The 20,656-nt window shown below is 71.5% G+C and carries 21 protein-coding genes, 1 tRNA gene and 1 pseudogene; 15 read left to right on the forward strand and 8 right to left on the reverse strand.

The genetic code is table 11. The annotated features are described in order from the left end of the window. Positions 1 to 67: 67 nt before the first annotated feature. The 5 genes from Q7F20_RS03025 to Q7F20_RS03045 all read right to left on the reverse strand — a co-directional run bounded on the left by Q7F20_RS03025 (position 68) and on the right by Q7F20_RS03045 (position 3,657). Entirely contained in the window at positions 68 to 1,078 is a 1,011-nt protein-coding gene (locus tag Q7F20_RS03025; RefSeq protein ID WP_305738633.1) for a hypothetical protein, read from the reverse strand. Then, positions 1,075 to 2,025: a hypothetical protein gene (locus tag Q7F20_RS03030; RefSeq protein WP_305738634.1), complete on the reverse strand. Its 951-nt coding sequence runs from the start codon at positions 2,023 to 2,025 to the stop codon at positions 1,075 to 1,077. The genes Q7F20_RS03025 and Q7F20_RS03030 overlap by 4 nt, the downstream gene beginning before the upstream one ends. After that, the gene (locus Q7F20_RS03035) at positions 2,022 to 2,480 is read right to left on the reverse strand and encodes a hypothetical protein (RefSeq protein ID WP_305738635.1); all 459 of its coding nucleotides are present in this window, start codon (positions 2,478 to 2,480) and stop codon (positions 2,022 to 2,024) included. The genes Q7F20_RS03030 and Q7F20_RS03035 overlap by 4 nt, the downstream gene beginning before the upstream one ends. After that, positions 2,477 to 2,953 carry a hypothetical protein gene (locus Q7F20_RS03040; RefSeq protein WP_305738636.1) on the reverse strand — a complete coding sequence of 159 codons (477 nt, stop codon included), beginning with the start codon at positions 2,951 to 2,953 and terminating at the stop codon, positions 2,477 to 2,479. The genes Q7F20_RS03035 and Q7F20_RS03040 overlap by 4 nt, the downstream gene beginning before the upstream one ends. Before the next feature lie 251 nt (positions 2,954 to 3,204). After that, entirely contained in the window at positions 3,205 to 3,657 is a 453-nt protein-coding gene (locus tag Q7F20_RS03045) for an SRPBCC family protein (RefSeq protein ID WP_305738637.1), read from the reverse strand. Positions 3,658 to 3,730: 73 nt separating this feature from the next. Here Q7F20_RS03045 and Q7F20_RS03050 point away from each other — a divergent pair, with 73 nt between their 5' ends. After that, complete coding sequence (locus Q7F20_RS03050) at positions 3,731 to 4,273, forward strand: amino-acid N-acetyltransferase (RefSeq protein WP_305738638.1); 543 nt, start codon at positions 3,731 to 3,733, stop codon at positions 4,271 to 4,273. Between the two features lie 64 nt (positions 4,274 to 4,337). Continuing rightward, the gene (locus Q7F20_RS03055) at positions 4,338 to 5,042 is read left to right on the forward strand and encodes a hypothetical protein (protein WP_305738639.1); all 705 of its coding nucleotides are present in this window, start codon (positions 4,338 to 4,340) and stop codon (positions 5,040 to 5,042) included. A gap of 129 nt (positions 5,043 to 5,171) precedes the next feature. Here the strand turns inward: Q7F20_RS03055 and Q7F20_RS03060 are convergent, their stop codons facing one another. Continuing rightward, on the reverse strand, positions 5,172 to 5,381 hold the full coding sequence (locus Q7F20_RS03060) for a cold-shock protein (protein ID WP_022907629.1): 210 nt from the start codon (positions 5,379 to 5,381) through the stop codon (positions 5,172 to 5,174). Positions 5,382 to 5,685: 304 nt separating this feature from the next. Between Q7F20_RS03060 and Q7F20_RS03065 the strand changes: the two genes are divergently transcribed. Further along, positions 5,686 to 6,069 carry an SseB family protein gene (locus tag Q7F20_RS03065; RefSeq protein WP_305738640.1) on the forward strand — a complete coding sequence of 128 codons (384 nt, stop codon included), beginning with the start codon at positions 5,686 to 5,688 and terminating at the stop codon, positions 6,067 to 6,069. An 82-nt stretch (positions 6,070 to 6,151) separates the two neighbouring features. Here the strand turns inward: Q7F20_RS03065 and radA are convergent, their stop codons facing one another. After that, positions 6,152 to 7,513 carry a DNA repair protein RadA gene (gene radA, locus Q7F20_RS03070; RefSeq protein WP_305738641.1) on the reverse strand — a complete coding sequence of 454 codons (1,362 nt, stop codon included), beginning with the start codon at positions 7,511 to 7,513 and terminating at the stop codon, positions 6,152 to 6,154. Positions 7,514 to 7,523: 10 nt separating this feature from the next. Continuing rightward, complete coding sequence (locus Q7F20_RS03075; protein WP_305738642.1) at positions 7,524 to 8,513, reverse strand: SGNH/GDSL hydrolase family protein; 990 nt, start codon at positions 8,511 to 8,513, stop codon at positions 7,524 to 7,526. A gap of 142 nt (positions 8,514 to 8,655) precedes the next feature. On the opposite strand from Q7F20_RS03075, the gene Q7F20_RS03080 reads away from it, so the two are divergent. The 12 genes and pseudogenes from Q7F20_RS03080 (at position 8,656) to Q7F20_RS03135 (ending at position 20,616) form a co-directional block, all read left to right on the forward strand. Beyond that, positions 8,656 to 8,745: transfer RNA gene (locus Q7F20_RS03080), tRNA-Ser, on the forward strand. 606 nt (positions 8,746 to 9,351) lie between these two features. Then, positions 9,352 to 9,651, forward strand: a pseudogene (locus tag Q7F20_RS18665) (BtpA/SgcQ family protein); the annotation flags it as partial. A 74-nt stretch (positions 9,652 to 9,725) separates the two neighbouring features. Continuing rightward, on the forward strand, positions 9,726 to 10,130 hold the full coding sequence (locus Q7F20_RS03090) for a BtpA/SgcQ family protein (RefSeq protein WP_305738651.1): 405 nt from the start codon (positions 9,726 to 9,728) through the stop codon (positions 10,128 to 10,130). A 47-nt stretch (positions 10,131 to 10,177) separates the two neighbouring features. After that, positions 10,178 to 11,371: an SIS domain-containing protein gene (locus tag Q7F20_RS03095; protein ID WP_305738643.1), complete on the forward strand. Its 1,194-nt coding sequence runs from the start codon at positions 10,178 to 10,180 to the stop codon at positions 11,369 to 11,371. Continuing rightward, a complete protein-coding gene (locus Q7F20_RS03100) occupies positions 11,364 to 12,272 on the forward strand; it encodes a carbohydrate kinase family protein (protein ID WP_305738644.1) in 909 nt (302 codons plus the stop codon). The genes Q7F20_RS03095 and Q7F20_RS03100 overlap by 8 nt, the downstream gene beginning before the upstream one ends. Then, the gene (locus tag Q7F20_RS03105) at positions 12,269 to 12,973 is read left to right on the forward strand and encodes an aspartate/glutamate racemase family protein (protein ID WP_305738645.1); all 705 of its coding nucleotides are present in this window, start codon (positions 12,269 to 12,271) and stop codon (positions 12,971 to 12,973) included. The genes Q7F20_RS03100 and Q7F20_RS03105 overlap by 4 nt, the downstream gene beginning before the upstream one ends. Then, entirely contained in the window at positions 12,970 to 14,499 is a 1,530-nt protein-coding gene (locus tag Q7F20_RS03110; RefSeq protein WP_305738646.1) for an amidohydrolase family protein, read from the forward strand. The genes Q7F20_RS03105 and Q7F20_RS03110 overlap by 4 nt, the downstream gene beginning before the upstream one ends. After that, on the forward strand, positions 14,496 to 15,398 hold the full coding sequence (locus Q7F20_RS03115; RefSeq protein WP_305738647.1) for a polysaccharide deacetylase family protein: 903 nt from the start codon (positions 14,496 to 14,498) through the stop codon (positions 15,396 to 15,398). The genes Q7F20_RS03110 and Q7F20_RS03115 overlap by 4 nt, the downstream gene beginning before the upstream one ends. A 23-nt stretch (positions 15,399 to 15,421) precedes the next feature. After that, complete coding sequence (locus Q7F20_RS03120) at positions 15,422 to 17,170, forward strand: ABC transporter ATP-binding protein (protein ID WP_305738648.1); 1,749 nt, start codon at positions 15,422 to 15,424, stop codon at positions 17,168 to 17,170. Then, on the forward strand, positions 17,167 to 18,024 hold the full coding sequence (locus tag Q7F20_RS03125) for an ABC transporter permease (RefSeq protein ID WP_305738649.1): 858 nt from the start codon (positions 17,167 to 17,169) through the stop codon (positions 18,022 to 18,024). Before Q7F20_RS03120 ends, Q7F20_RS03125 begins: the two co-directional genes overlap by 4 nt. A gap of 5 nt (positions 18,025 to 18,029) precedes the next feature. Next, positions 18,030 to 18,956, forward strand: a complete 927-nt coding sequence (locus tag Q7F20_RS03130; protein ID WP_305738650.1) for an ABC transporter permease — start codon at positions 18,030 to 18,032, stop codon at positions 18,954 to 18,956. A 70-nt stretch (positions 18,957 to 19,026) separates the two neighbouring features. Then, entirely contained in the window at positions 19,027 to 20,616 is a 1,590-nt protein-coding gene (locus Q7F20_RS03135) for an ABC transporter substrate-binding protein (protein ID WP_305738652.1), read from the forward strand. Positions 20,617 to 20,656: the final 40 nt, after the last annotated feature.

The following is a 20,656-nucleotide window of genomic DNA, read 5'->3' on the forward strand; positions in this document are numbered from 1 at the left end:
GCTCGTGACCGCGTTCGCGGTCGTCCTCGTGCCCGTGCCCGTGCCAGCGTTCGCGGTCGCGCTGGCGTCAGAGCGCTTCCGCGAAGTCGCGGACGGCCTGCTCCCAGCGCTCGGGGTCCTCGTTCCACTCGAGCGTGTGCGGCGCGGTCCGGAACACGACGGCACGCGTCCCAGCTTGGGCGGTCTGCTCGGCAACGTCGGCCTCGGACACCAGGGCGTCCGCAGCCGAGTGCACGAGCAGGGTCGGGGTCTCCGAGCCCTGCCAGGCGGTCGTCGCGACCGGAGCCGCGGCACCTGCCAGGCGTGACAGGACGTTCGTGGTCGCGATCCGTGCAGCGACGGTGCCGACGAACGCGGGGAGGCGCGCTCCCGTCACCGCGCCACGCAGCGCCGAGCGCACGCTGAGCAGCGGCGAGACCCCGACCAGACCGTCCACCTCGACCCGGGAGGCGGCGACCGAGCACGCGAGCGCCCCCGCCGACCAGCCCTGCAGCACGACACGGGCGGCGCCGCGGCCCCGGGCTGCCCGGACGGCCGTCACGATGCGGTCGACCGCGCCGGGGTCGAGCGATCGGAGCGGGAGGTCGGTCGTGTCGACGATCTCGGACGTCGCCCCGAGGGCACGCCAGACCGGGATGCCCCGGAGGACCTGCCGCGGCCCGAGCGACTGCCCGTGCACGTGGATCACGTGCGTGCCCGTCGCCGCGGCCTCGTCCCCTGGCTCGTCGCCGGGGACGTCTGCGAGGTCGTCGTACAGCAGCGCGTCCCACTGCCACTCGCCGACGGTCGCCGACCCGTCCGTGCGACGCCGGACCGTCCCCCCGTCGACGTCGAGGACGCCCTGCACGAGGACGTCCTGGCCGTCCCGGGTGATCCGGTACGTCCCCGGCAGCCGGGTGTCGCGCGTGGCCACGAAGGTCGCCTCGGAAGGAGTGGCGCGGCGGACGGTCGCGGTCGCCGTGTACGGGGTCGGGAAGAGCAGCCGACGTGCGACGAACGCACCCAGCCCGAGCGTCCCGACGGCTCCCGCCGCGGTGCCGAGTGCGGTTCCGGTGGTGGCGATGCGTCCGCCGGTCATGTGGTCTCCTCCAGTCGTGCGGTGGTGAGCGTCGCGGCGGCCGGGACGTCCTGCCCCGCCTCGCGTGCGCGGTCCTCGATCTCGACCGACAGCCGGTGCAGTCTGCTCCGCCACTGCGGGCGCTGCCACGCGATCGTGAAGTACAGGCCTCGGTTGCCGGACGCGCCCTCGAGTCGCCGGAGCTCGGGCTCCAGCGTCCGGAAGCGGATCCGGGCAGCCCGCCAGTCGCGGAACTCCCGCGCCGCGTCGGGCAGCACCCCGCCGGCGGCACCGACGGCGAGCAGCACCATCGAGGTCAGGAAGACCGGGGCGTAGAGGGTACCCAGCACCCGGACGGCGGCGTCCAGGCCGAGCACGTGCACGGCGTCGAGCGACACGGCGATCGCCGCGAGCAGGACCATCGCCCCGGCGCCGACGACGAAGAGCCAGTACATGCGGCCGAGGCCGTCGCCCTCGCGGAAGCCGCGGAGCACCGCCAGCGCCGATCGGGAGATGACGACCGCGATGTACGTCATCTCCACCGCCGAGTAGAGCGCGGTGGGCAGCTGGTCGCCGTACGCGACCATGAACTGCGAGGTGGGCTCCGGCGCGTCGATCATGACGAACAGCACGACGAGGGCGACGAGGACCAGTCCGACGCCGACGAGCCGGCTCGGTCGGAGCAGCCGTGCGGACCGGGCGGCAGCCTCGACCGACTGGGCGAGGGCGAACAGGCCGCACACCATCAGGCAGCGGCCGAGCAGGTCGGCGATGTTCGGTGTGCGGGTCAAGCCGCCGAGGAACGCCACGACGTCCGGCTGGTTGATGCTCAGCCCGACGGCCACGAACGAGCAGCAGACCATGAGCCAGCTGACGCTCGCCGACTGGGTCCGCACCAGCCAGAGCCGGACGACGAGGACGGCCAGGATGAGCCAGACCGGCAGCGACCCCCAGACGTGCAGGGTCACCGGAAGATCCCGCGCGGTGCTCCGTCGGGGTCGAGCAGTCCGATCCGCAGGGCGAGCTGGTCGGCGACGAGCTCGACCGTCTGCTCGTGCGGGGTGTCCAGGGACCGGGTGAACGCCGTCCGCCCGGTGAGCAGCCCCGTGTACGCCTCGTGGTCGCAGCCGGGGTCGGCGAGGAACACGTGCGCGAGCTCGTGCAGCACACACGCCACCCGGGAGCGTTCGGACAGGTCGGGGCGCGTCTCGAGCAGGGCGTGGTCGGTGCGCTGGATGAGCCGGGCCGAGAGGTCACCGGGCAGTGCGGTCGTCCGGAGCCGGATCGGCTTGCCGAGCGTGGCCTCGGCCCGGACGAGCAGCTGCGGCAGCGTCAGCCGGCGGGGGAGTCCGAGCCGCTGCACGCTGCGACGAGCCTCGGCCTGCTGCCGGCGGGCGCCGATCCGGTCGGCGAACGCGCTCACGGTGTCGACCCGGAGTCGTCGAGTCGCCGGACGTGCTCGGTGAAGTCGCGGATCTCGGCCGCGGAGGCGAACTCCCCGAGACGTCGGGTGGCGAACGCCACGACCTCGCGCTTGCGGAGCTCGAGGACGAGTTCGAGCTGCGCCTGCACCCGCTCCGGCACGTCGGTGTTGCCGGCGGCGTCCGTCAGGTACTCGGGCGGCACACCGAAGTACCCGGCCAGTGCGACGAGCAGACGCTGGTCGCGGACGGCCGGCCCGTTCCCCCCGAGCATGTAGCCCCACCGCGGGCGGCTCATCGACGCGCCCTGCGCCTCGATCTCCGCCGCGATCTCCTTGTAGGCGGGGCGCTGCCCGGAATTCGCCTCGACGACGTCCATCAGGAGCTGCAGTTTCCGTGAGAGCTCTCGTCGGTGTGCGTCGTCGTCGGTGTACTCGATCATGTCTCCCCGCCCCTGTACATCTGTCTCAGACATGGTAAAACTGAACCAGCGCGTCGGCCAGCGACAACCACTCTGCCAGGCGTTCGCCCGTTCGTCAGGTCGGCATTTCATGGGGGGATGCCGAACAGGCGGGTGGCGCGCCGTGCGGTGGTCGCGACCCGACGACGGACGGGAGGCGCGGTGCCAGCTGGCACCGCGCCCCCCCCGGGGCGGGGGGGCGGGGGCGCCCGCGGGCACCGCGCCTCCCGTCTCGACCGTGGTCGCGTTCTCGTGTGTCGGCCTGGTCAGGCCTGCACGTCGCCGCGCCACCCGGAGTCGGTGGGTGCCGACTCGACGCGCTCCTTGTAGTTCTGCAGGTCCTTCTTCACGGCGTGGCCGCCGACGCCGACCGCCGAGCCGAGCTTCTCGAGGAAGCCGGTCGGCTCCCAGTCGATCTGCGCCGTGACGCGGGTCTCGTCGTCGGAGAGCTTGTGGAAGGTGACGACGCCGGCGTGGTCCGTCTCGCCGTCCTTGACCGTCCACGCGACCCGCTCGTCCGGGTGCTGCTCGGTGATGACGGCACGGAACTCGCGCTCCTGGCCGGCCACCTTGACGGTCCAGTCGGTGGTCTTGTCGTCGACCTGGACGATCTTCTCGACCTCGTCGAGGAAGTGCGGGAACTCCTCGAAGCGGGTCCACTGGTCGTAGGCCTGGCGGACGGGGACGTTGACGTCGACGGTTTCGATGATCTGAGGCATGACCCGCACGGTAGGCGGCGGCGCCTGGGTGCCCTTCAGGGCGGTGTCCCCCGCGCGCACTATGGTGAGTCAGATGAGTGAGCACGGGAAGCACGCGTTCCACGAACGGGACGAACACGGCATCCTGGTGCGCCCGGCGCTCGCGTCGGACGTCCCGCACATCCAGCGGCTCATCGCGCCCTACGTCGACCGGCGGATCCTGCTCGGCAAGGAGAACGTCGCGCTCTACGGCTCGATCCAGCAGTTCCGGATCGCCGAGGGCCCCGACGGCGTGCCGATCGGGTGCGGCGCGCTCGCCGTGTTCTGGGACGACATCGCCGAGGTGCGGACGCTCGCCCTGGATGCCGAGTGGATCCACAAGCGCGTCGGACACCGCATGCTCGAGGCGCTCGAGCACGACGCCCGCGAACTCGGTGTCGCCCGGATCTTCTGCCTCACGTTCGAGGTCGAGTTCTTCACGAAGCACGGGTACCTCGAGATCGGCGAGAGCGTCGTCTCGCCCGAGGTGTACGCCGAGCTCGTCCGGTCGTCGGACGAAGGGGTCGCGGAGTTCCTCGACCTCGCACGGGTGAAGCCGAACACGCTCGGCAACACCCGCATGCTGAAGATCCTCTGACGCTTTCGACCGCTGCGCGGCGGGGTTCCCCCGTGGTGCTCGCGCCGTTGTCTACCCTGTGCGCATGTCGTCGTTCCGTCACCCCGTCGGGCCCGAGAAGCCGGGTGTCTACTGGCGCCGCCGTGCGATGGTCATCGGGGTGCTGCTGCTCATCGTGGTCGTCGTCGTGCTGATCGTGGTCGGGCGTGGTGGGGCGTCTGCGGACCCGGGCGGTGCTGCTGCGCCGTCTTCCTCTCCCTCGTCCGCTGCTGCGGCTTCCTCGTCCTCGGGCGCCGCCTCGTCGCGGGCCACGCCTCGTCCCTCAGCGTCGTCGACGCCGTCTGCTTCCGCATCCGGTGCCGCGTCGGGTTCCTCCGGCGCCGACGGTGCGACGTGTGCCAAGGACCAGATCGCGCTCACGCCCGTCGTGGACAAGACCTCGTACGGCCCCACCGAGGACCCGAAGATCGCCATGTCGATCAAGAACACCGGGTCGAACTCGTGCCACATGGACCTCGGTTCGTCGCAGCAGGTCCTCACCATCTCGTCCGGCGAGGAGCAGTACTGGTCGTCGAAGGACTGCCAGACCGGTGGGACCAACCAGGACGTCACGATCAAGGCCGGGCAGACCCTCACCACGCCGGCGATCGCGTGGGACCGGACGCGGTCGTCGACGACGACGTGCGACTCATCGCGGCCGTCGGTCACCGGTGGGGGAGCCAGCTACCACCTGCAGGTGGCGGTGGGGAACATCGAGTCGAAGGCGTCGGTGCAGTTCATCCTCGAGTGACGCGTGCGCCGCGTGCGCCGAACGTGCCGGAGGAGCGGGGGAGTGCTGCGGTCGGCGTGATCGTGCCGCCCGCGAACGGGAACGGGCCCGTCGTCACGAAGACGACGGGCCCGTTCTCAGCTGAGGAGATCAGCCGATGACGGAGATGTTCTCCGCCTGCGGGCCCTTGCGACCCTCGGTGATGTCGAACTCCACCTTCTGGTTCTCCTCGAGCGACTTGTAGCCGTTGCCAGCGATCGCGGAGAAGTGAGCGAAGACGTCAGCGGAGCCGTCGTCCGGGGCGATGAAGCCGAAGCCCTTTTCGTTGTTGAACCACTTGACGGTGCCGGTCGATGCCATGATGGCGTTCCTTACTTTCTTGCCAGTCGACATCTGCAGTCGACTGCCTTGCGATGCGGTATTCGCTACCGCCGATCCACCGACGGATGTCGTCAGATCGATGCGTCCTGCGGGCATGGGGCCGGTAGAACGGGTTCGGGGCCAGGCGGCCGGGGAAGGCCAGTGACCGATGGCGCTCGAGGTGCTGTGCACCGGAAGAACGATGGACTCCCGCCGAAGCGGTTGACACCAATCTACAGTCTTGTGGCCACAAGGGAAGAGCCGAAGTCGCCGAACGTCCGTGAATCTGGTGGACTGGGTCCCGATGGCAGACAAGGAACAGCGTTTCCGGAGCGAACAGCTCGAGGCAGCGCTCGAGAAGCAGGACGTCGCGGCGGTGGCCTTCGCGCTCCGCAACGACATCGTGATCGTCCCCCGGCTCGTGACCGGCAAGAAGGACATGCAGGTGCGGGTGTTCGGCCGTGAGGGCTCGGACAAGCGGATCCTGCTGCTGTTCTCGTCGGCCGACGCGTACACCGCGATGGTGCCGGACGAGAAGGTCCGACAGGTGATGGTCTACGACGGCCCGCGGCTCGAGGAGTTCATCGCGGCGCACCTGGACACGCTCGAGGGTGTGTTCTTCGACATCGCCGGTCCGCACACGATGCAGGCCACGCCGTCGGACCTGCTGGCGGCGCTCCGGGCCTGACGCCCGGTCGGCTGGGAGCCTGGCTGCGGGTGTCGCGTCGCTGATCGCTCGTGCGCGGTGCCGTCGGTGCTGTCGTCACCCGTCAGAACGCTCGGTCGAGCTCGCGTTCCCGTTCGTTCGCTGCCAGTGAGAACGCCACCCGGAGTGCTTCGCGGAGGTGCTGGGCATCCGCGCCGAGCACCGTCGTGAAGCCGAGACGTGCGGCTTCGCTCGCGCGCTGCTTCGTGCCCGTGGTCGGACGGATCTCGCCTGCGAGACTGATCTCGCCGACCGCCGCCAACGTGTGCGGGTAGGGGCGGTCGCGGGCGGCACTCGCGAGCGCCAGTGCGATCGCGAGGTCCGCGCCCGGCTCGGTGAGCTTCATGCCACCGACCGTCGAGACGTAGACGTCGGCATCGGACAGCTTCAGGCCCGCGCGGCGTTCGAGCACCGCGAGGAGCATCGCCACGCGCGAGGAGTCCACTCCGTTCACGACCCGGCGCGGCTGCGGCGCCGAGCTCGGGACGACGAGCGCCTGCACCTCGACCGGGAGTGCTCGGCGCCCTTCGAGCGCCACGGTCACGCACGTGCCGGACACCGGAGCGCCGTTCTTCGACATGAAGAGGCCGCTCGGGTCCGGTACCTCGTGGATGCCGTCGCCGGCCATGTCGAAGCATCCGACCTCGTCCGTGGGGCCGAAGCGATTCTTCAGCGCGCGGACGAACCGGAGCGCGGTCTGCCGGTCGCCCTCGAAGTGGCACACGACGTCGACGAGGTGCTCGAGCAGTCGGGGACCCGCGATCGTGCCGTCCTTCGTCACGTGTCCGACGATGAGGACCGGGAGCGCACGGTCCTTCGCGACGCGGATCAGGGTGGACGCGACCTCGCGCACCTGGGACGTGCCACCCGCGATGCCGTCGACGGAACTCGACGAGATGGTCTGGACCGAGTCGGCGATGAGGAGGTCCGGCTGGACCTGGTCGATCTGGCCAAGGATCACGCCGAGGTCGACCTCGCTCGCCAGGTAGAGGTCGTCGTGCATCGCCCCGGTGCGCTCGGCGCGGAGCCGGACCTGGTCGACCGACTCCTCGGCGCTGACGTAGAGCACGCGCTTGCCGGACGCGGCGGCGCGTGATGCGACCTCGAGCAGGAGGGTCGACTTGCCGACGCCGGGCTCGCCCGACAGCAGGACCGCGGCGCCCGGGACCACTCCGCCACCGAGGACCCGGTCGAATTCGCCGATGCCGGTCTGCCAGCGCTGGACGGCGGTTCCCCGGGACTCGGTGATGGGCCGGGCCACACGGTTGCCCGTGACCGCGACGGAGGCGGTGCCCCGGACGCTGGCAGTCGCCGCAGAGGAGTCCTCGACCGTTCCCCAGGACTGGCACTCACCACAGCGGCCGACCCACTTGATGCTGGTCCAGCCGCACTCGGTGCAGCGGTAGAGGGACTGAGCGCGCGCCATGCTCGCCAGGCTAGGCCGTGCCGCCGACATCACCCGTGCGGTGGCTCGGATCGTCGGGGTGCTCGTTGCTCTGGACGTCCGGCAGCGCGACCGACCCGGTCACCCGCTGGCGGAGGCGGTCGATCCGACCAGGGCGGTCGGCGTGGTCGAGTGCTTCGGCGCCCTCGGTGTCCCGCTCGGCGCGCGCGGTCGCCACCGCTCCCGCCCCGGCGCCGAGCTCCTCGGCTTCACGTGCCGACAGGTAGTGCCGGATCGCGGCGACGACGTCCACCCGTGCGTCGACCGCCGGCTCGAACGCGCTCGCCCAGATCTCGTACCCCCGGTCGTTCGGGTGGAACAGGTCCCCGTAGCTGTTGAAGAACGTCCGGCGCAGACCGACCCGCTTCGTGATGGTGTGCAGCGGTGCCACGGTGAGCCCGAACTCGTCCGCCACCCGGTGCACGATCTCGTTCGCCACCGCGACCTTGCGCTCACGGTCGGGGACGAACATGCACGGCAGCTCGGCGACGATCGCGTGCGACGGCACGGCACCGTAGATCTCGCGGATGTTGCGCTCGAACTTGTCCGGGTGGAAGTCGGCGATGTCGTTCGCGCCGATCGACACGGTGCAGATGTCCGGCGTGTAGTTGCGGAGCTTCGGCAGCTGGTCCTTCCGGGCGCCCCAGGTCGTCGAACCCGACACGCTGAGGTTCACCACACGGACCGACGACCGCGAGCGGTGCCGGATCCGCCGGGCGAGCAGTCCCACGTACCCGCGGTGGGGTTCGCTCGCGCCGACGCCCTGCGCGGCGGAGTCGCCGATCGCGAGGTAGGTGATCTGGCCCTCGTGCTGCAGGCGCTCACGCCACCAGTCGGCGTGCACGGGCAACAGCTCGCCGACCCGGCGGGCTGCAGCGCGCTGGCCACGGACACCGGCCCGGGCGCCGAGGGCAGCGCCGCCGAGGACGGTGAGGCCGCCGACGACCGACGACAGCAGTGCGATGAGCGTGCGGGATCTCATGCGGTGGACGTTACGCGGACTTCGTCGGGACGCGATCCGTCTCGATCGGCTCGTGGACGGACGTCCCCGACCAGCCGCCTGTGGAGGGGGAGCCGACGCGCGGTGGTGCGTCGCGCCTCCCGGATCGTGTAAACTCTCTCCCGGTACCGTGTCCGAGCGGCCGAAGGATCATGTCTCGAAAACATGTGTGGGGGCAACTCCACCGTGGGTTCAAATCCCACCGGTACCGCCACAGAAAACCCCCGTTCACGCGGGGGTTTTCTTCTTTCCAGGTATGGCGCTGACGCATCGCCGGCACACGGCGCGTGCAGGGTTGCTCCGTCGCGGTGTCGTCAGCGCAACCGACCGTGGCGAACGTCGGAAGGACCGGACGGGCACCTCCGAGGGCTCGTCGGAGTCGAGGGCAGGGACACGCTGCTGATCGCCAGCCGAGAGCGGTAGCTCCCGGGTGTCCTTGGAACACGCCGCACGCCTGTCCCGAGGGCGTCCGCAGTCCTCCGCAGCCCGCCGTCGAGGGTCTCGCCGCTCCGGCACCACCAGCAACCGATGTCAGCCGCTGGCGATGGAGGGTCGAACCGCGCGGACCCACGGTGCGCACGGGTGTGCCTGCGGACTGCAGGACCCTCGAGGAGCGGGGTGTCGACGAGGAGCCTCGGTGGGCGGGCGCGTCCTGTGTATACATTCGTCGACAATATCTCGGGTCGACTCTCTGATCTGCGTCGAGCCCAACCTTGCCGACCAGGGCTTTTTGTCATCTTTTCGCCACATTCAGCCCGCCGTAACGAGACCGCAACTCGACGTTACGCGCCGGAAACACCGTCTTGTATACCGTTTGGGCATGCCCACTCCCTTCCGCCTCGTCGGAGTCCTCCACCTCCCCCCGCTGCCCGGCGCGGTCAACTACGGCGGGCTCTCCGTCCGAGCGATCGCGGATCGAGCAGCCGAGGACGCGATCGCCCTCCGCGACGCCGGCTTCACCCACGTCATGGTGCAGGACGCGAGCGACATGCCGCAGGCCGTCACCGTCGGTGCCCCGACCGTCGCGGCGCTCGCGGTGATCGGCGCCGCGGTGACGAACGCGGTCGACTTGCCGGTCGGTGTCGTCGTCGGGCACAACGACGGACCGAGTGCCGTGGCCATCGCGCACGCGATCGGAGCGACGTTCGTGCGGGTCAAGGTCCTGACCGGTGTGTCGGTGGGGCGACCGGATGGATCCAGGGCTGCGCGCACGAGGTCGCGGCCATGCAGCGGCTGCTCGGCAGCGACGTCGAGGTCTGGGCCGACGTGCACGAGGCGACGAGCATCGCGTTGGCATCGACACCGCGATGGGCTGCGACGGAGGCCCGCGCGTTCGGCCGAGCCGACGTGTTGGTGGTCACACGCGACAGCGGTGTCGCCGATGCCGTCGCGGCGATCGCCGACCTGCGGACCGTGATGCCCGACGTCCCCGTCGTCGTCGGCGGCCGCGTCGGTCTCGACACGATCGACGCCGCGATCGCCGGTTCTGACGGCGCGATCCTCGGCAGCGCGATCAAGCGCTCCGCCGCACCGGATGCACGCGTCGATCCCGATGTGGCCGACCGGTTCGGGCAGGCGCTCACCGCCGCTCGCGTCTGACCCCTCCCCACTCCCGTCGAAGACCCGCCCCGCATCCCGGAGACACCATGACCACCACCATCACGCCGAGCCCGTTCATCGGACCGGGCAGCCCGCTCGACGCCCGGCAGCAGGCCGTCGTCGAGCGGGTCTCCGCCGCCGAGCACGCGTCGATCGTCGCGCTGCCGACCGACCACCCACTCGATCCCAAGCGCCGGGCACGTGACGAGGCGACCCTGCCGGAACTCGTCGCCCAGCCGGAGCGGATCCGTGAAACCCTCGCCGCGAACGACGACGTCCTCGACGAACTCGCCGATCTGCTCGCGCGGACCGCCCCGGACCGGGTCTTCATCACCGGCGCGGGCGACTCGCTCGCGGTCGCGATCGCCGCACGGCAGGCCTTCGAGCAGATGACCGGTGTGCCGTGCGAGCCGGTGCAGAGCCTCGACCTGGCCTACTACCTCGCACCGATCGTCACGGACCGGAGCGTCGTCATCGCCCTGTCGAGTTCCGGTGAGACCACGCGGACGGTCGAGGCCGCCCTCGTCGCACAGCACGTCGGGGCACTCACCGTCGCGATCACCAACACCGCCGGTTCGACCCTCGACCAGGAGAGCGAGCGAACCCTGCTCCTCCGCGCCACCAGGGTCGGGTGGCCGACCCAGTCGTCGACGACCGCGCTCGCGCTCCTCCTCGACCTCGCCACCCGGGTCGGGGAACGACTCGGGCGTCCCGGCGCGGACAGTCTGCGCGCCGCACTCGCGACCGTGCCGGACCGCATGGCCGAGGTGATCGCGGACGTCACACCGCAGCTCACCGTGATCGCCGAGCGTGAGCGCGCGAGCCGCGCGTTCCTCTTCTCGGGTGCCGGCCCGAGCTGGGGCAGCGCGATCATCGGAGCCGCGAAGGTGAAGGAGTGCACGCCGGACCGCGCCGAGGCGATCCAGGTCGAGGAGTTCCACCACTACAACTCGCTGAAGGCGGACGAGCCGATCTGGATCGTCGCGCCGGAGGGGCCCTCGGTGCCGCGCGCGGTGCACACGGCCAGCGAGGCGAAGCGCTTCGGCGGGCGTGTGTACGTCGTGACGACCTCCGGTGTGGACGCGTTCGACGCCGTGGCCGACGCGGTCGTGGTGCTGCCGGCCGTCCCGGAACCGATCAGCCCGCTGCTCACGGTGCTCCCGGTGCAGCTCACCGGCTACCTCGTGGCGATGGCACAGTTCGCAGCAGCGGAAGCAGCCGAGGCGGCCCACCGTGACTGACGCCTCGTTGCTCTGCATCGGCAACCTGACCGTCGACGACCTCGTCGTCGACGGCACGACGACCACCGCCCTCGGCGGTGACGCGCTGTTCGCCGCCCTCGCCGCGCGCCGCGTGCTCGACGACGTCCGCATGCTGGCACCGTTCGGGACCGATGTCCCGGCCACGCTCCTCCAGGCAGTCGCCGGAGCCGGCATCACGGCCGAGGCGACCCGCCCTCGGTCCGCTCCCACCGTCCGGAACCGCGTGACGTACGCAGCGGACGGCACCCGCGTGTGGGACCTGCTCTCCGGTGAGGACGCCTTCGACCTGATGAGCGTGTACCCGGACGACATCGCGCCCGCAGCGCTCGACGTCGACGGCGTGCTCGTCTCCGCCATGAGCCTGCGCTCGCAGCTCACCCTCGGCCCGTGGCTCCACGACCAGGCGATGCGGGCGGACCGCCCCGGCACCGTCTACCTCGACCTGCAGGAGGACTACGTGCGCGGCAACGAGCAGGCACTCCTCGCCCTCGTCGCCACGTGCGACGTGTTCCTGCCGAGCGAGGTGGAGGCGCTCGCCCTGGCCGGGACCACCGACCCGGCGCTCGCCGCGGAACGCCTCCGCGACGCGGGAGCGGACGTCGTCGTCGTCAAGACCGCCGAGCGCGGCTGCGTCGTCGCGACGGCCGACGGGGTCGAGACCGTCCCGACCGAGGCCGTCGTCCCGGTGGACTCGACCGGCGCCGGTGACTCCTTCTGCGGTGCCTTCGCAGCGGCGCACGTCGCGGGTGCCGACCCCGTCGAGGCAGCACGGGTGGGCGCTGCCGCCGCACGCGTCGCGATCAGCGGACACGGGGTCGCCGCGCTCCTGGCCGAGCGCGGCATCGTGACCCCGCTCGTCGGTGCGGGGGAGGCACGATGAGTCACGTCCGCGTCCTCAACCCGAACGCGAGCGAGTCGATGACCACCGCGGTGCTCGCCGCCGCGCGTGCTGTCGCCCGCCCCGACACCACGGTCAGCGCCACCCACTCCGACGGAGCACCGGCGATCGTCGAGACCAACGCCGACGAGGTCCTCGGCGCCGCCGGCGTCCTCACCCAGGTGGAGCAGGGGGAGCGTGACGGCGTGGACGGCTACGTCGTCGCCTGCTTCGGCGACACCGGCCTGGCCGCCGCCCGCGAGCGCGCAGCGGGTCCGGTCGTGGGGATGACCGAGGCGGCGCTCCAGACCGCTGCCCTCCTCGCGCACCGCTTCACGGTGGTCACCATGCCGCCGCGCACCCGCGCGATGACCGACCGGGTCGTCGCCGGGCTGGGGTTGGAGCACCGCTGCACGGTGCGGGCGGTCGACGTCTCGGTCGCCGACATCGAGTCGGGTGCCGGTCCGGCGTTCGACGCGTTCGTCCAGGAGGCGCGGGCCGCGCTGGCAGCGGACGCTGCGGAGGCCGTCGTGCTCGGGTGCGCCGGCCTGACCGAGCTCGTCGACGCCCTCACGGACGCGCTCGGCGTCCCGGTGGTCGACGGCGTCGCCGCCGCGACCACCGCGGTCGAGGGGCTCCTCGCGCAGGGGCTCTCGACATCGCGGGCGAGCACCTGGGCGCACGCGCCGGAGGTGTCCTCGTGAGCGTGCTCCTGGCCGACGTCCTCGTGTGGGATCCGTCCCGCGCCTCCGGAATGACCGGACCCACCGACGTCCTCGTCGTGGACGACACGATCGCGGCGATCGGCGAGACGGCGCGGGCCGGTGCTCCGACGGGTGCGCGCACGATCGACGGTCACGAGCACCACGTGGTGCTCCCGGGACTCGTGAACGCGCACTTCCACTCGCCCGCGAACCACCTGAAGGGTGCGTTCCGGAGCCGACCGCTCGAGACCTTCATGCTCTACGAGTCGCCCGCCGACCCCGCGCTCCGACCGACCCCGCGCGAGGCCTACCTCCGGACGATGCTCGGCGCGCTCGAGATGCTGCGGACCGGGACCACGAGCGTGCAGGACGACGCCTTCCTCATGCCGTCGCCCGAGCCCGAGATCATCGACGCGGTCATGCAGGCCTACGCCGACAGCGGCATCCGCGCGACCGTCGCACTCGACCAGCCGGAGCTGCCGGACACCGACAAGCTGCCGTTCCTCGACGGGCTCGAGGGACTGGACCCGGAGGTCGCCGCTGCGCTGCGTGCCCCCGCCCCTGCTGCTGCGGCGGAACTCCTCGGCGCCTACGACCACCTGGTCGGGACGTGGCACGGCGCAGCAGGCGGTCGGCTCTCGGCGGCGGTGTCGATCTCCGCGCCGCAACGGGTCAGTCCGGAGTACTGGGGAGCCCTCGACGACCTCAGCCGGGCGCACGACCTGCCGGTGTTCGCGCACGTGCTCGAGACCCGGACCCAGCGCGCGCTGTCGGTCCCCGGCACCGGTCAGGACCGCTTCGCCGGGCGGAGCCTCGTGCAGTACGCCGACGACCTGGGACTGCTCAACGACCGGGTCAACGTCATCCACGCCGTGTGGGTCGACGACGACGACCTGGACCGGATCGCCGCCGCCGGGGCGGTGGTCGCGCACAACCCCGTCAGCAACCTGCGACTCGGCAGCGGCGTGATGCCGTTCCGTGCGATGCGGGACCGCGGCATCCCGGTCGCCCTCGGCGTCGACGAGGCGATCTGTGACGACACCGTGAACACCTGGGGCGTCGTCAAGCAGGCGGGCCTCGTGCACAACGTCTCCGGACGGGATCCCGAGGACTGGCCGTCCCCGGCCGAGGTCCTCGACGCGCTGTGGGAGGGCGGTGCCGCGGCGATGCGGCGCACCGGGCGGATCGGTCGGGTCGCGGTCGGTGCGCAGGCGGACCTGGCCGTGCTCGACCTGCACGCGCCCGCCTTCACGCCCTTCAACGACCTGCGTGGGCAGCTCGTCTACTGCGAGTCCGGGGGCAGTGTCCGCGCGACGCTCGTCGCCGGTGTCGTGGTCGCCGAGGGCGGCCGAGTGGTCTCGGTCGACGAAGCAGCACTCCTCGCCGAGGCCCGCGAGCTCCACGCCGCGCGGCGACCGGCACTCGAACGGACGTGGGCCGAGGCCGACGCGATCCTGCCGGCGGTCGACGCCGTCGTGCGTCGCGCCGCCCGGACCGACGTCGGCATGAACAGGTGGATCGGATGACGAACGACGACACGCTGCCCACGACGGCGGCGCCAGGCCACGGGCTGTGGCCCTACCGACCGATCACGGTCGCGGGCGGGCCGGAGTGGCCGGACGGACGCCGCCTCGCGGTCTACGTCGCGGTCGGGCTCGAGGAGTACCGCTTCGGCGTCGGCCGGACCGAGGACGTCGTGCCGGACGTGGCCGCTCCCGACCTCGTGAACACGTCGTGGCGGGACTACGGCAACCGCGTCGGCGCGTTCCGGCTGCTGGACCGGCTGGACGCGGCCGGCATCCCGCCGACCGTGCTGCTGAACACCGCGGTCTACGACACCGCTCCGGACCTCGTCGCAGCCGCCCGTCGGCTCGGCGCCGAGTTCATCGGGCACGGCATCTCCAACTCGGACTCCCTCACGGGCATGTCCTCGGCGCGCGAGGCAGCGTACCTGGCGGCCGTGGCGGCACGCATCGAAGCAGAGGAGGGCACCGCGCCGGGCGGCTGGTCGAGCCCGTGGCTCAGCCAGACCACGTCGACCCTCGACAACCTCGTCACGGCCGGGTACCGCTACCTGCTGGACCTCCGCATCGACGACCGGCCCGTGACGATCCCGACCTCGGCCGGCCCGATCACCGCCCTGCCCTACGCGCTCGAGGTCAACGACAGCACGACCATCATCGGCCGGGGCGCCTCGGCGACCGAGTTCGCGGACATGATCGTCGACGAGTTCGACGAACTGCTCGAACGCTCCGAGGACCAACCGCTGGTGATGAGCGTCGTCGTGCACTCCTTCATCTCCGGTGCTCCCTTCCGCCTCCGGGCGCTCGACCGAGCCCTGCAGCACATGACCGGCCAGCGCGACCGCGTGTGGTTCACCCAGCCACGGTCCATCGCCGCGCACCTCGCCGGGGGTGTGGCGTGACGGCCCCGGCGCCCATCGCGGTGGTGCGCGACCTGCATGTGTCCCTCGAGCGTGACGGCGTCCGCTCCGAGGTGCTGCGCGGCGTCGACCTCGTCGTCGGAGCGGGCGAGATCGTCGGCCTGGTCGGCGAGTCCGGGTCGGGCAAGAGCATGCTCGCGATGAGCCTGCTCGGCCTGCTCCCCGACGCCGCCCACCCGGTCGTCTCGGGCGAGGTCACGGTGGCGGGCACGGACATGGCCCACGGAGCCGAGGTCGACCGTCGTGCGGCCAGGCGCTCTGCGCTCGGTGCCGTGTTCCAGGATCCGATGACCTCGCTGAACCCGACCATGCGCGTCGGCCGGCAGATCACCGAGGCCGGGCAGGACCGCGCCGGTGCCATCGCCCTGCTCGACTCGATGGGCGTGCCCGATCCCGAGATGCGCTTCAGCGTCTACCCGCACGAGCTCTCCGGCGGCCTGCGCCAGCGCGTGATGGCCGCGATCGCGATCGCCGGGAAGCCGGCACTCGTCGTCGCGGACGAACCGACGACGGCGCTCGACGTCACGGTGCAGGCGCAGCTGCTCGACCTGCTCCGGGAGCTCCGCGACGAGCACGGGTGCAGCGTCGTGCTCATCACCCACGACCTCGGCGTCGCGTCCCAGATCGCGGACCGCATCGCCGTGATGTACGCCGGCCGGCTCGCCGAGGTCGGTCCGGCCGCCGAGGTGCTGACCGTGCCCGCACACCCGTACACCACGGGACTCATGCAGTCGCGGCTGTCGCTGCGGCTCGACCGTGCCGGCCGCCTGCCCACGCTCCCGGTCGACACCCTCGACCCCGCCGAGCGCACCGTCGGGTGCCCCTACCGTGCCCGGTGTCCACTCGTCCACGACCGCTGCGCGACCGAGCTGCCCACGCTCGACGACTCTCGGCCGGCGGCCGACCACGCTGCCGCCTGCTTCGCGCCGATCGACGACGTGCGTGACCTCCGTCCCGCACCCGCTCCCGAACCCACTGTGGTCACGTCCTCGTCCACGTCCGGTGCACGCGCCACCGAACCTGCGGTCACCGTCTCCGGTCTGGTCTGCACCTTCACGACCGGCCACGGCCGGCGACGCAGGACGGTGCAGGCCGTCCGCGGTGTCGACCTGGTCGTGGGCGTCGGAGAGTCGCTCGCGATCGTCGGGGAGAGCGGGTCCGGCAAGTCGACGGTCCTCCGTGCCGTCGCCGGGCTCGTCCGGCCGACCGCCGGCACGGTCACGGTCGCCGAGGGCGGCGCCCAGATGGTGTTCCAGGACGCCGGCTCGTCCCTGACCCCCTGGATGACGGTCGGCGAGACCCTCCGCGAGCGCCTCGCGCCCGCACGCCTCGACCGCGCCGAGGCCGACCGCCGCACCGCGGCCGCACTCGACGGCGTCGGGCTGCCGGCGTCGGTCGCACGTCTCCGTCCGGCAGACCTGTCCGGCGGACAGCGGCAGCGGGTCGCCCTGGCGCGCGCGACCATCGTCCGCCCGGCGGTGCTGCTCTGCGACGAGCCGACCAGCGCCCTCGACGCGTCGCTCGCCGCGATGACCCTCAACCTGATCCGCGACATGCGACGGGAGCTCGACATGACCGTGTTGTTCGTGACCCACGACCTCGCCGTCGCCCGGCTGATGGGCGACCGGATCGCCGTCGTGCAGAGCGGACGGGTCGTCGAGATCGGCGACGCGGACGCGGTCGTCGCCGACCCGCGGGAGTCCTACACGCGGACGCTCGTGGCGTCGGTGCCCGAGATCGCGGTGGCACGGTGAGCGCCGTCGCCGTCACGCGGCGCTTCTCACCGGTCACGCTGACGAGCGGCGTGCACGCCGGACGGGCGACCGCCTGGGTGCTCGTCGGACTGCTCGGCGTGCTCACCCTCGTCGCACTCACCGCGCACCTGCTCGCACCGGACGACCCGATCCAACCGGTCGGCGGCGTCCAGCTGCCCATCGGCACCCCGGACCACCTGCTCGGCACCGACTCGATCGGTCGCGACGTGCTCTCCCGCACGCTGTACGGGCTGCAGACCTCGTGGTTCTCGGCGCTCGCCGTGGTGGCCGTCGGCCTCGTCGTGGGCGGGGCCGTCGGGGTGACCGCGGGCGTCGCGGGCGGCTGGGTCGACACCCTGCTGATGCGCGTCACCGACCTGTTCCTGGCGCTGCCGTCGACCCTGGTCGCCATCGCGATCGTCGCGGCGCTCGGCCCGGGGCTGACGAACACCCTGGTCGGCATCTCGATCGTCTGGTGGCCCTACTACGCCCGGATCATCCGGTCCGAGATCCGTGCGATCGTGGCACGACCGCACGTCGAGGCCGCCCGGGTCACGGGGATCGGCCGCGGTCGCCTGGTGTTCCGACACGTGCTGCCCGGTGCGGTCCCGACCGCGATCGTCACCGCGAGCCTCGACATCGGCAACGTCGTGCTGCTGCTCGCAGGCCTGTCCTTCCTCGGACTCGGCCAGCCCTCCCCGGCACCCGAACTCGGCGCCGACACCGCGGCGAACACGCAGCTGCTGCTCACCGCCTGGTGGGTGCCCGTCGTGCCGGGGGTCGCGGTCCTCGTCCTCAGCCTCGTCGCGAACCACGCCGGCGACGGCATCCGAACCCTCGTCACCAGGAGGTGAGCGGCGTGGTCAGGTTCCTCCTCCGTCGTCTCGGGTCCCTCGTCGTCGTGCTGCTCGTGCTCAGTGTCGTGGTCTTCGTGCTGCAGCAGGTCTCGCCCGGCGATCCGGCCCGTGCCGCGCTCGGTGCGAACGCCTCCCGGCAGGCCGTCGCGGCCGAGCGTGTGCGCCTCGGACTCGACGACCCGCTGCCCGTCCAGTTCCTGCGCTTCGTCGGCAACGCACTGCGGGGCGACTTCGGGACGTCCTTCCGCACCCACCGGCCCGTCGCGACGGACCTGGCCACCGCACTCCCGGCCACCGTCGAGCTCGTGCTGGCGGCCTTCGTGATCGCGCTCGTGCTCGCGGGGGTCTTCGCAGCGTCCGCCGCGCTGTCCTGGCCGCTCAGCGGCCTCTACCGCGGGGCCCTGCTCATCGGGGCGACCGCTCCGCCGTTCCTGCTCGCACTCGGCGGCATCATCCTGCTCTACGCGCAGCTCGGGTGGCTCCCCGCCTCCGGACGCGGCGACGGAGGGATCGGGTCCGAACTGTCCCACCTCGTCCTCCCCGCCACGGTGCTCGCCATCGCGCCGGCGCTGGCGATCGGGAGGATCCTCCGGGCGGGACTCGAATCGACCCTGGCGGCGGACCACATCCGGACGGCGCGGTCGAAGGGCCTCGGACGGGCCGGCGTCCTCGCGCACCACGTCGCCCGCAACGCCGTCGGCCCCGCCCTGTCCATGGCCGGGCTGCAGCTCGGGTTCATGTTCGCCGGCGACGTCGTCGTCGAGCAGGTCTTCAGCTGGCCGGGGATGGGCAACTACCTCGCGAACAGCATCCCCGTGTCGGACTTCCCGGCCATCGCCGCCGTGACGCTCGTGCTCGGTGCCGTCTACGTCGTCGTCAACACGATCGCCGACGTCCTGCAGACCGCCGCGGACCCCCGTCTCGCATGAGACACCCCGACGGCTCCACCCCAGAACGCTCCACCCCATCGGCTCCACCCACCCGAAGGAGAACCCCGTGATGCTCAGCACCCTCCGCAAGCGCACGCGAGTCGCGCTCGCCACGGCAGCGGTCCTGCCGCTCCTGGCACTCGCCGCGTGCTCCGGCGCCGGCACCGCGAAGGCCGCGAACCCCGCGCCGACGAACGGCACCCTGACCGTCGGTCTGCTCGGCGACATCGGCCAGCCGCCGGACCCGGACATCTACTACGCGAACAACGGTCTCGCCATCGTCCTCAACACGTACGAGGGCCTCGTGCAGTACGCGAACGACACGGACAAGGTCGAGATCGCACCGCGCCTCGCGACCTCGTGGGACGTCAGCGACGACAATACGACGTACACGTTCCACCTGCGGAAGGGCGTCACCTTCCACGACGGAACCCCGTTCACCTCGGCCGCCGTCAAGGTCGCGTTCGACCGACGCATCGCCGTGAAGGGCGGAGCGGCGTACATGGTCGAAGGCGTGAAGAGCGTCGCCACCCCGGACGACCTGACCGCGGTCGTGACCCTGGACAAGGCGAACTCGGCATTCCTCGACTACCTGGCGTCGCCCTTCGGGCCGAAGATGGAGTCGCCGACCGCCTTGAAGGAGCATGCGGGAACGGACGACGCACAGACCTGGCTGCAGACCCACGACGCCGGCACCGGCCCGTACGAGATCAGCGCGGCGGACCCCGGGACGTCCTGGACCCTGAAGCAGTACGACGGGTACTGGGGCACGAAGTCGCCGTTCACGACGGTGAAGCTGCCGATCTACTCCGACGTCTCCGCCCTGCAGCTGGCCTTCGACCGCGGCGACGTCTCCGCCGTCGTCGCCGCCCTGCCGTCCTCGAGCCTGTCGAAGTACGAGGACTCGAGGGCCTACGCCAGTTACATGCTGCCGACCCTGCAATCGGCGCTCGTCACGCTGAACCCGTCGCGGTCGTTCTTCTCCACGAAGGAGGCACGGCTCGCGTTCCTGCAGAGCATCGACCAGGAGTCGCTCGTGAAGCAGGTACTCGGGAGCCGGTCCGAGCCGGCCACCACCCTCTACGCCAAGGGCATGATCCCCGGTGGGAAGGACGAGCAGGAGCTGTCCTACAAGCCCTCGGTGATGCAGGACTACGCGAAGTCCCTCGCGAAGGGCACGAGCATGACCATCGGGTACGCCAGCGGCAACACGAACGCGCAGCAGATGGCGAACATCCAGTCGGCGAAGCTCCAGGCCCTCGGGATCGACGCCACCGCGAAGGGCTACCCGACATCGCAGGTCTTCGGCTGGATCAACGACCCGAGCAAGGGCCCCGACGCGTTCTTCGACGGCAACAACGGCCCCGACGGCGGCTCACCGTACATGTGGGGCCACGTGTTCTGGGACAAGTCCGGCGGCATCAACTACTTCGGGTGCGACGTGCCGAGCGTGGATGAGAAGCTCAACCAGGCCGTCGCGACCGGTGACGACGACCTCTACGTCGAGGCTGCGAAGGAGTACGCCGCCACCGGGTGCTACTACAACCTGTCCTACAACAAGGACTGGGTCCTGGCACAGAAGTGGTTGACCGGTGTCGCCGCCGCACACAACATCGGCGCCAACGAGCTCGACTTCAGCAAGCTCGGCATCAAGCGCTGACCGGGCCGGGACGGCGGGCGAGCGCCTGAGCTCGCCCGCC

It is taken from the genome of Curtobacterium sp. A7_M15 (assembly GCF_030705415.1).
Lineage (GTDB): Bacteria > Actinomycetota > Actinomycetes > Actinomycetales > Microbacteriaceae > Curtobacterium.

What these genes read in the sequence shown, in the direction of transcription:
- Q7F20_RS03055 (WP_305738639.1), top strand. Translation starts at nt 4,338, where the DNA reads ATGTCGTCGTTCCGTCACCCCGTCGGGCCCGAGAAGCCGGGTGTCTAC.
- Q7F20_RS03060 (WP_022907629.1), bottom strand. Translation starts at nt 5,381, where the DNA reads ATGGCATCGACCGGCACCGTCAAGTGGTTCAACAACGAAAAGGGCTTC.
- Q7F20_RS03135 (WP_305738652.1), top strand. Translation starts at nt 19,027, where the DNA reads ATGCTCAGCACCCTCCGCAAGCGCACGCGAGTCGCGCTCGCCACGGCA.
- Q7F20_RS03065 (WP_305738640.1), top strand. Translation starts at nt 5,686, where the DNA reads ATGGCAGACAAGGAACAGCGTTTCCGGAGCGAACAGCTCGAGGCAGCG.
- Q7F20_RS03105 (WP_305738645.1), top strand. Translation starts at nt 12,269, where the DNA reads ATGAGTCACGTCCGCGTCCTCAACCCGAACGCGAGCGAGTCGATGACC.
- Q7F20_RS03075 (WP_305738642.1), bottom strand. Translation starts at nt 8,513, where the DNA reads ATGAGATCCCGCACGCTCATCGCACTGCTGTCGTCGGTCGTCGGCGGC.
- Q7F20_RS03025 (WP_305738633.1), bottom strand. Translation starts at nt 1,078, where the DNA reads ATGACCGGCGGACGCATCGCCACCACCGGAACCGCACTCGGCACCGCG.
- Q7F20_RS03045 (WP_305738637.1), bottom strand. Translation starts at nt 3,657, where the DNA reads ATGCCTCAGATCATCGAAACCGTCGACGTCAACGTCCCCGTCCGCCAG.
- Q7F20_RS03040 (WP_305738636.1), bottom strand. Translation starts at nt 2,953, where the DNA reads ATGTCTGAGACAGATGTACAGGGGCGGGGAGACATGATCGAGTACACC.
- Q7F20_RS03115 (WP_305738647.1), top strand. Translation starts at nt 14,496, where the DNA reads ATGACGAACGACGACACGCTGCCCACGACGGCGGCGCCAGGCCACGGG.
- Q7F20_RS03095 (WP_305738643.1), top strand. Translation starts at nt 10,178, where the DNA reads ATGACCACCACCATCACGCCGAGCCCGTTCATCGGACCGGGCAGCCCG.
- radA (WP_305738641.1), bottom strand. Translation starts at nt 7,513, where the DNA reads ATGGCGCGCGCTCAGTCCCTCTACCGCTGCACCGAGTGCGGCTGGACC.
- Q7F20_RS03050 (WP_305738638.1), top strand. Translation starts at nt 3,731, where the DNA reads ATGAGTGAGCACGGGAAGCACGCGTTCCACGAACGGGACGAACACGGC.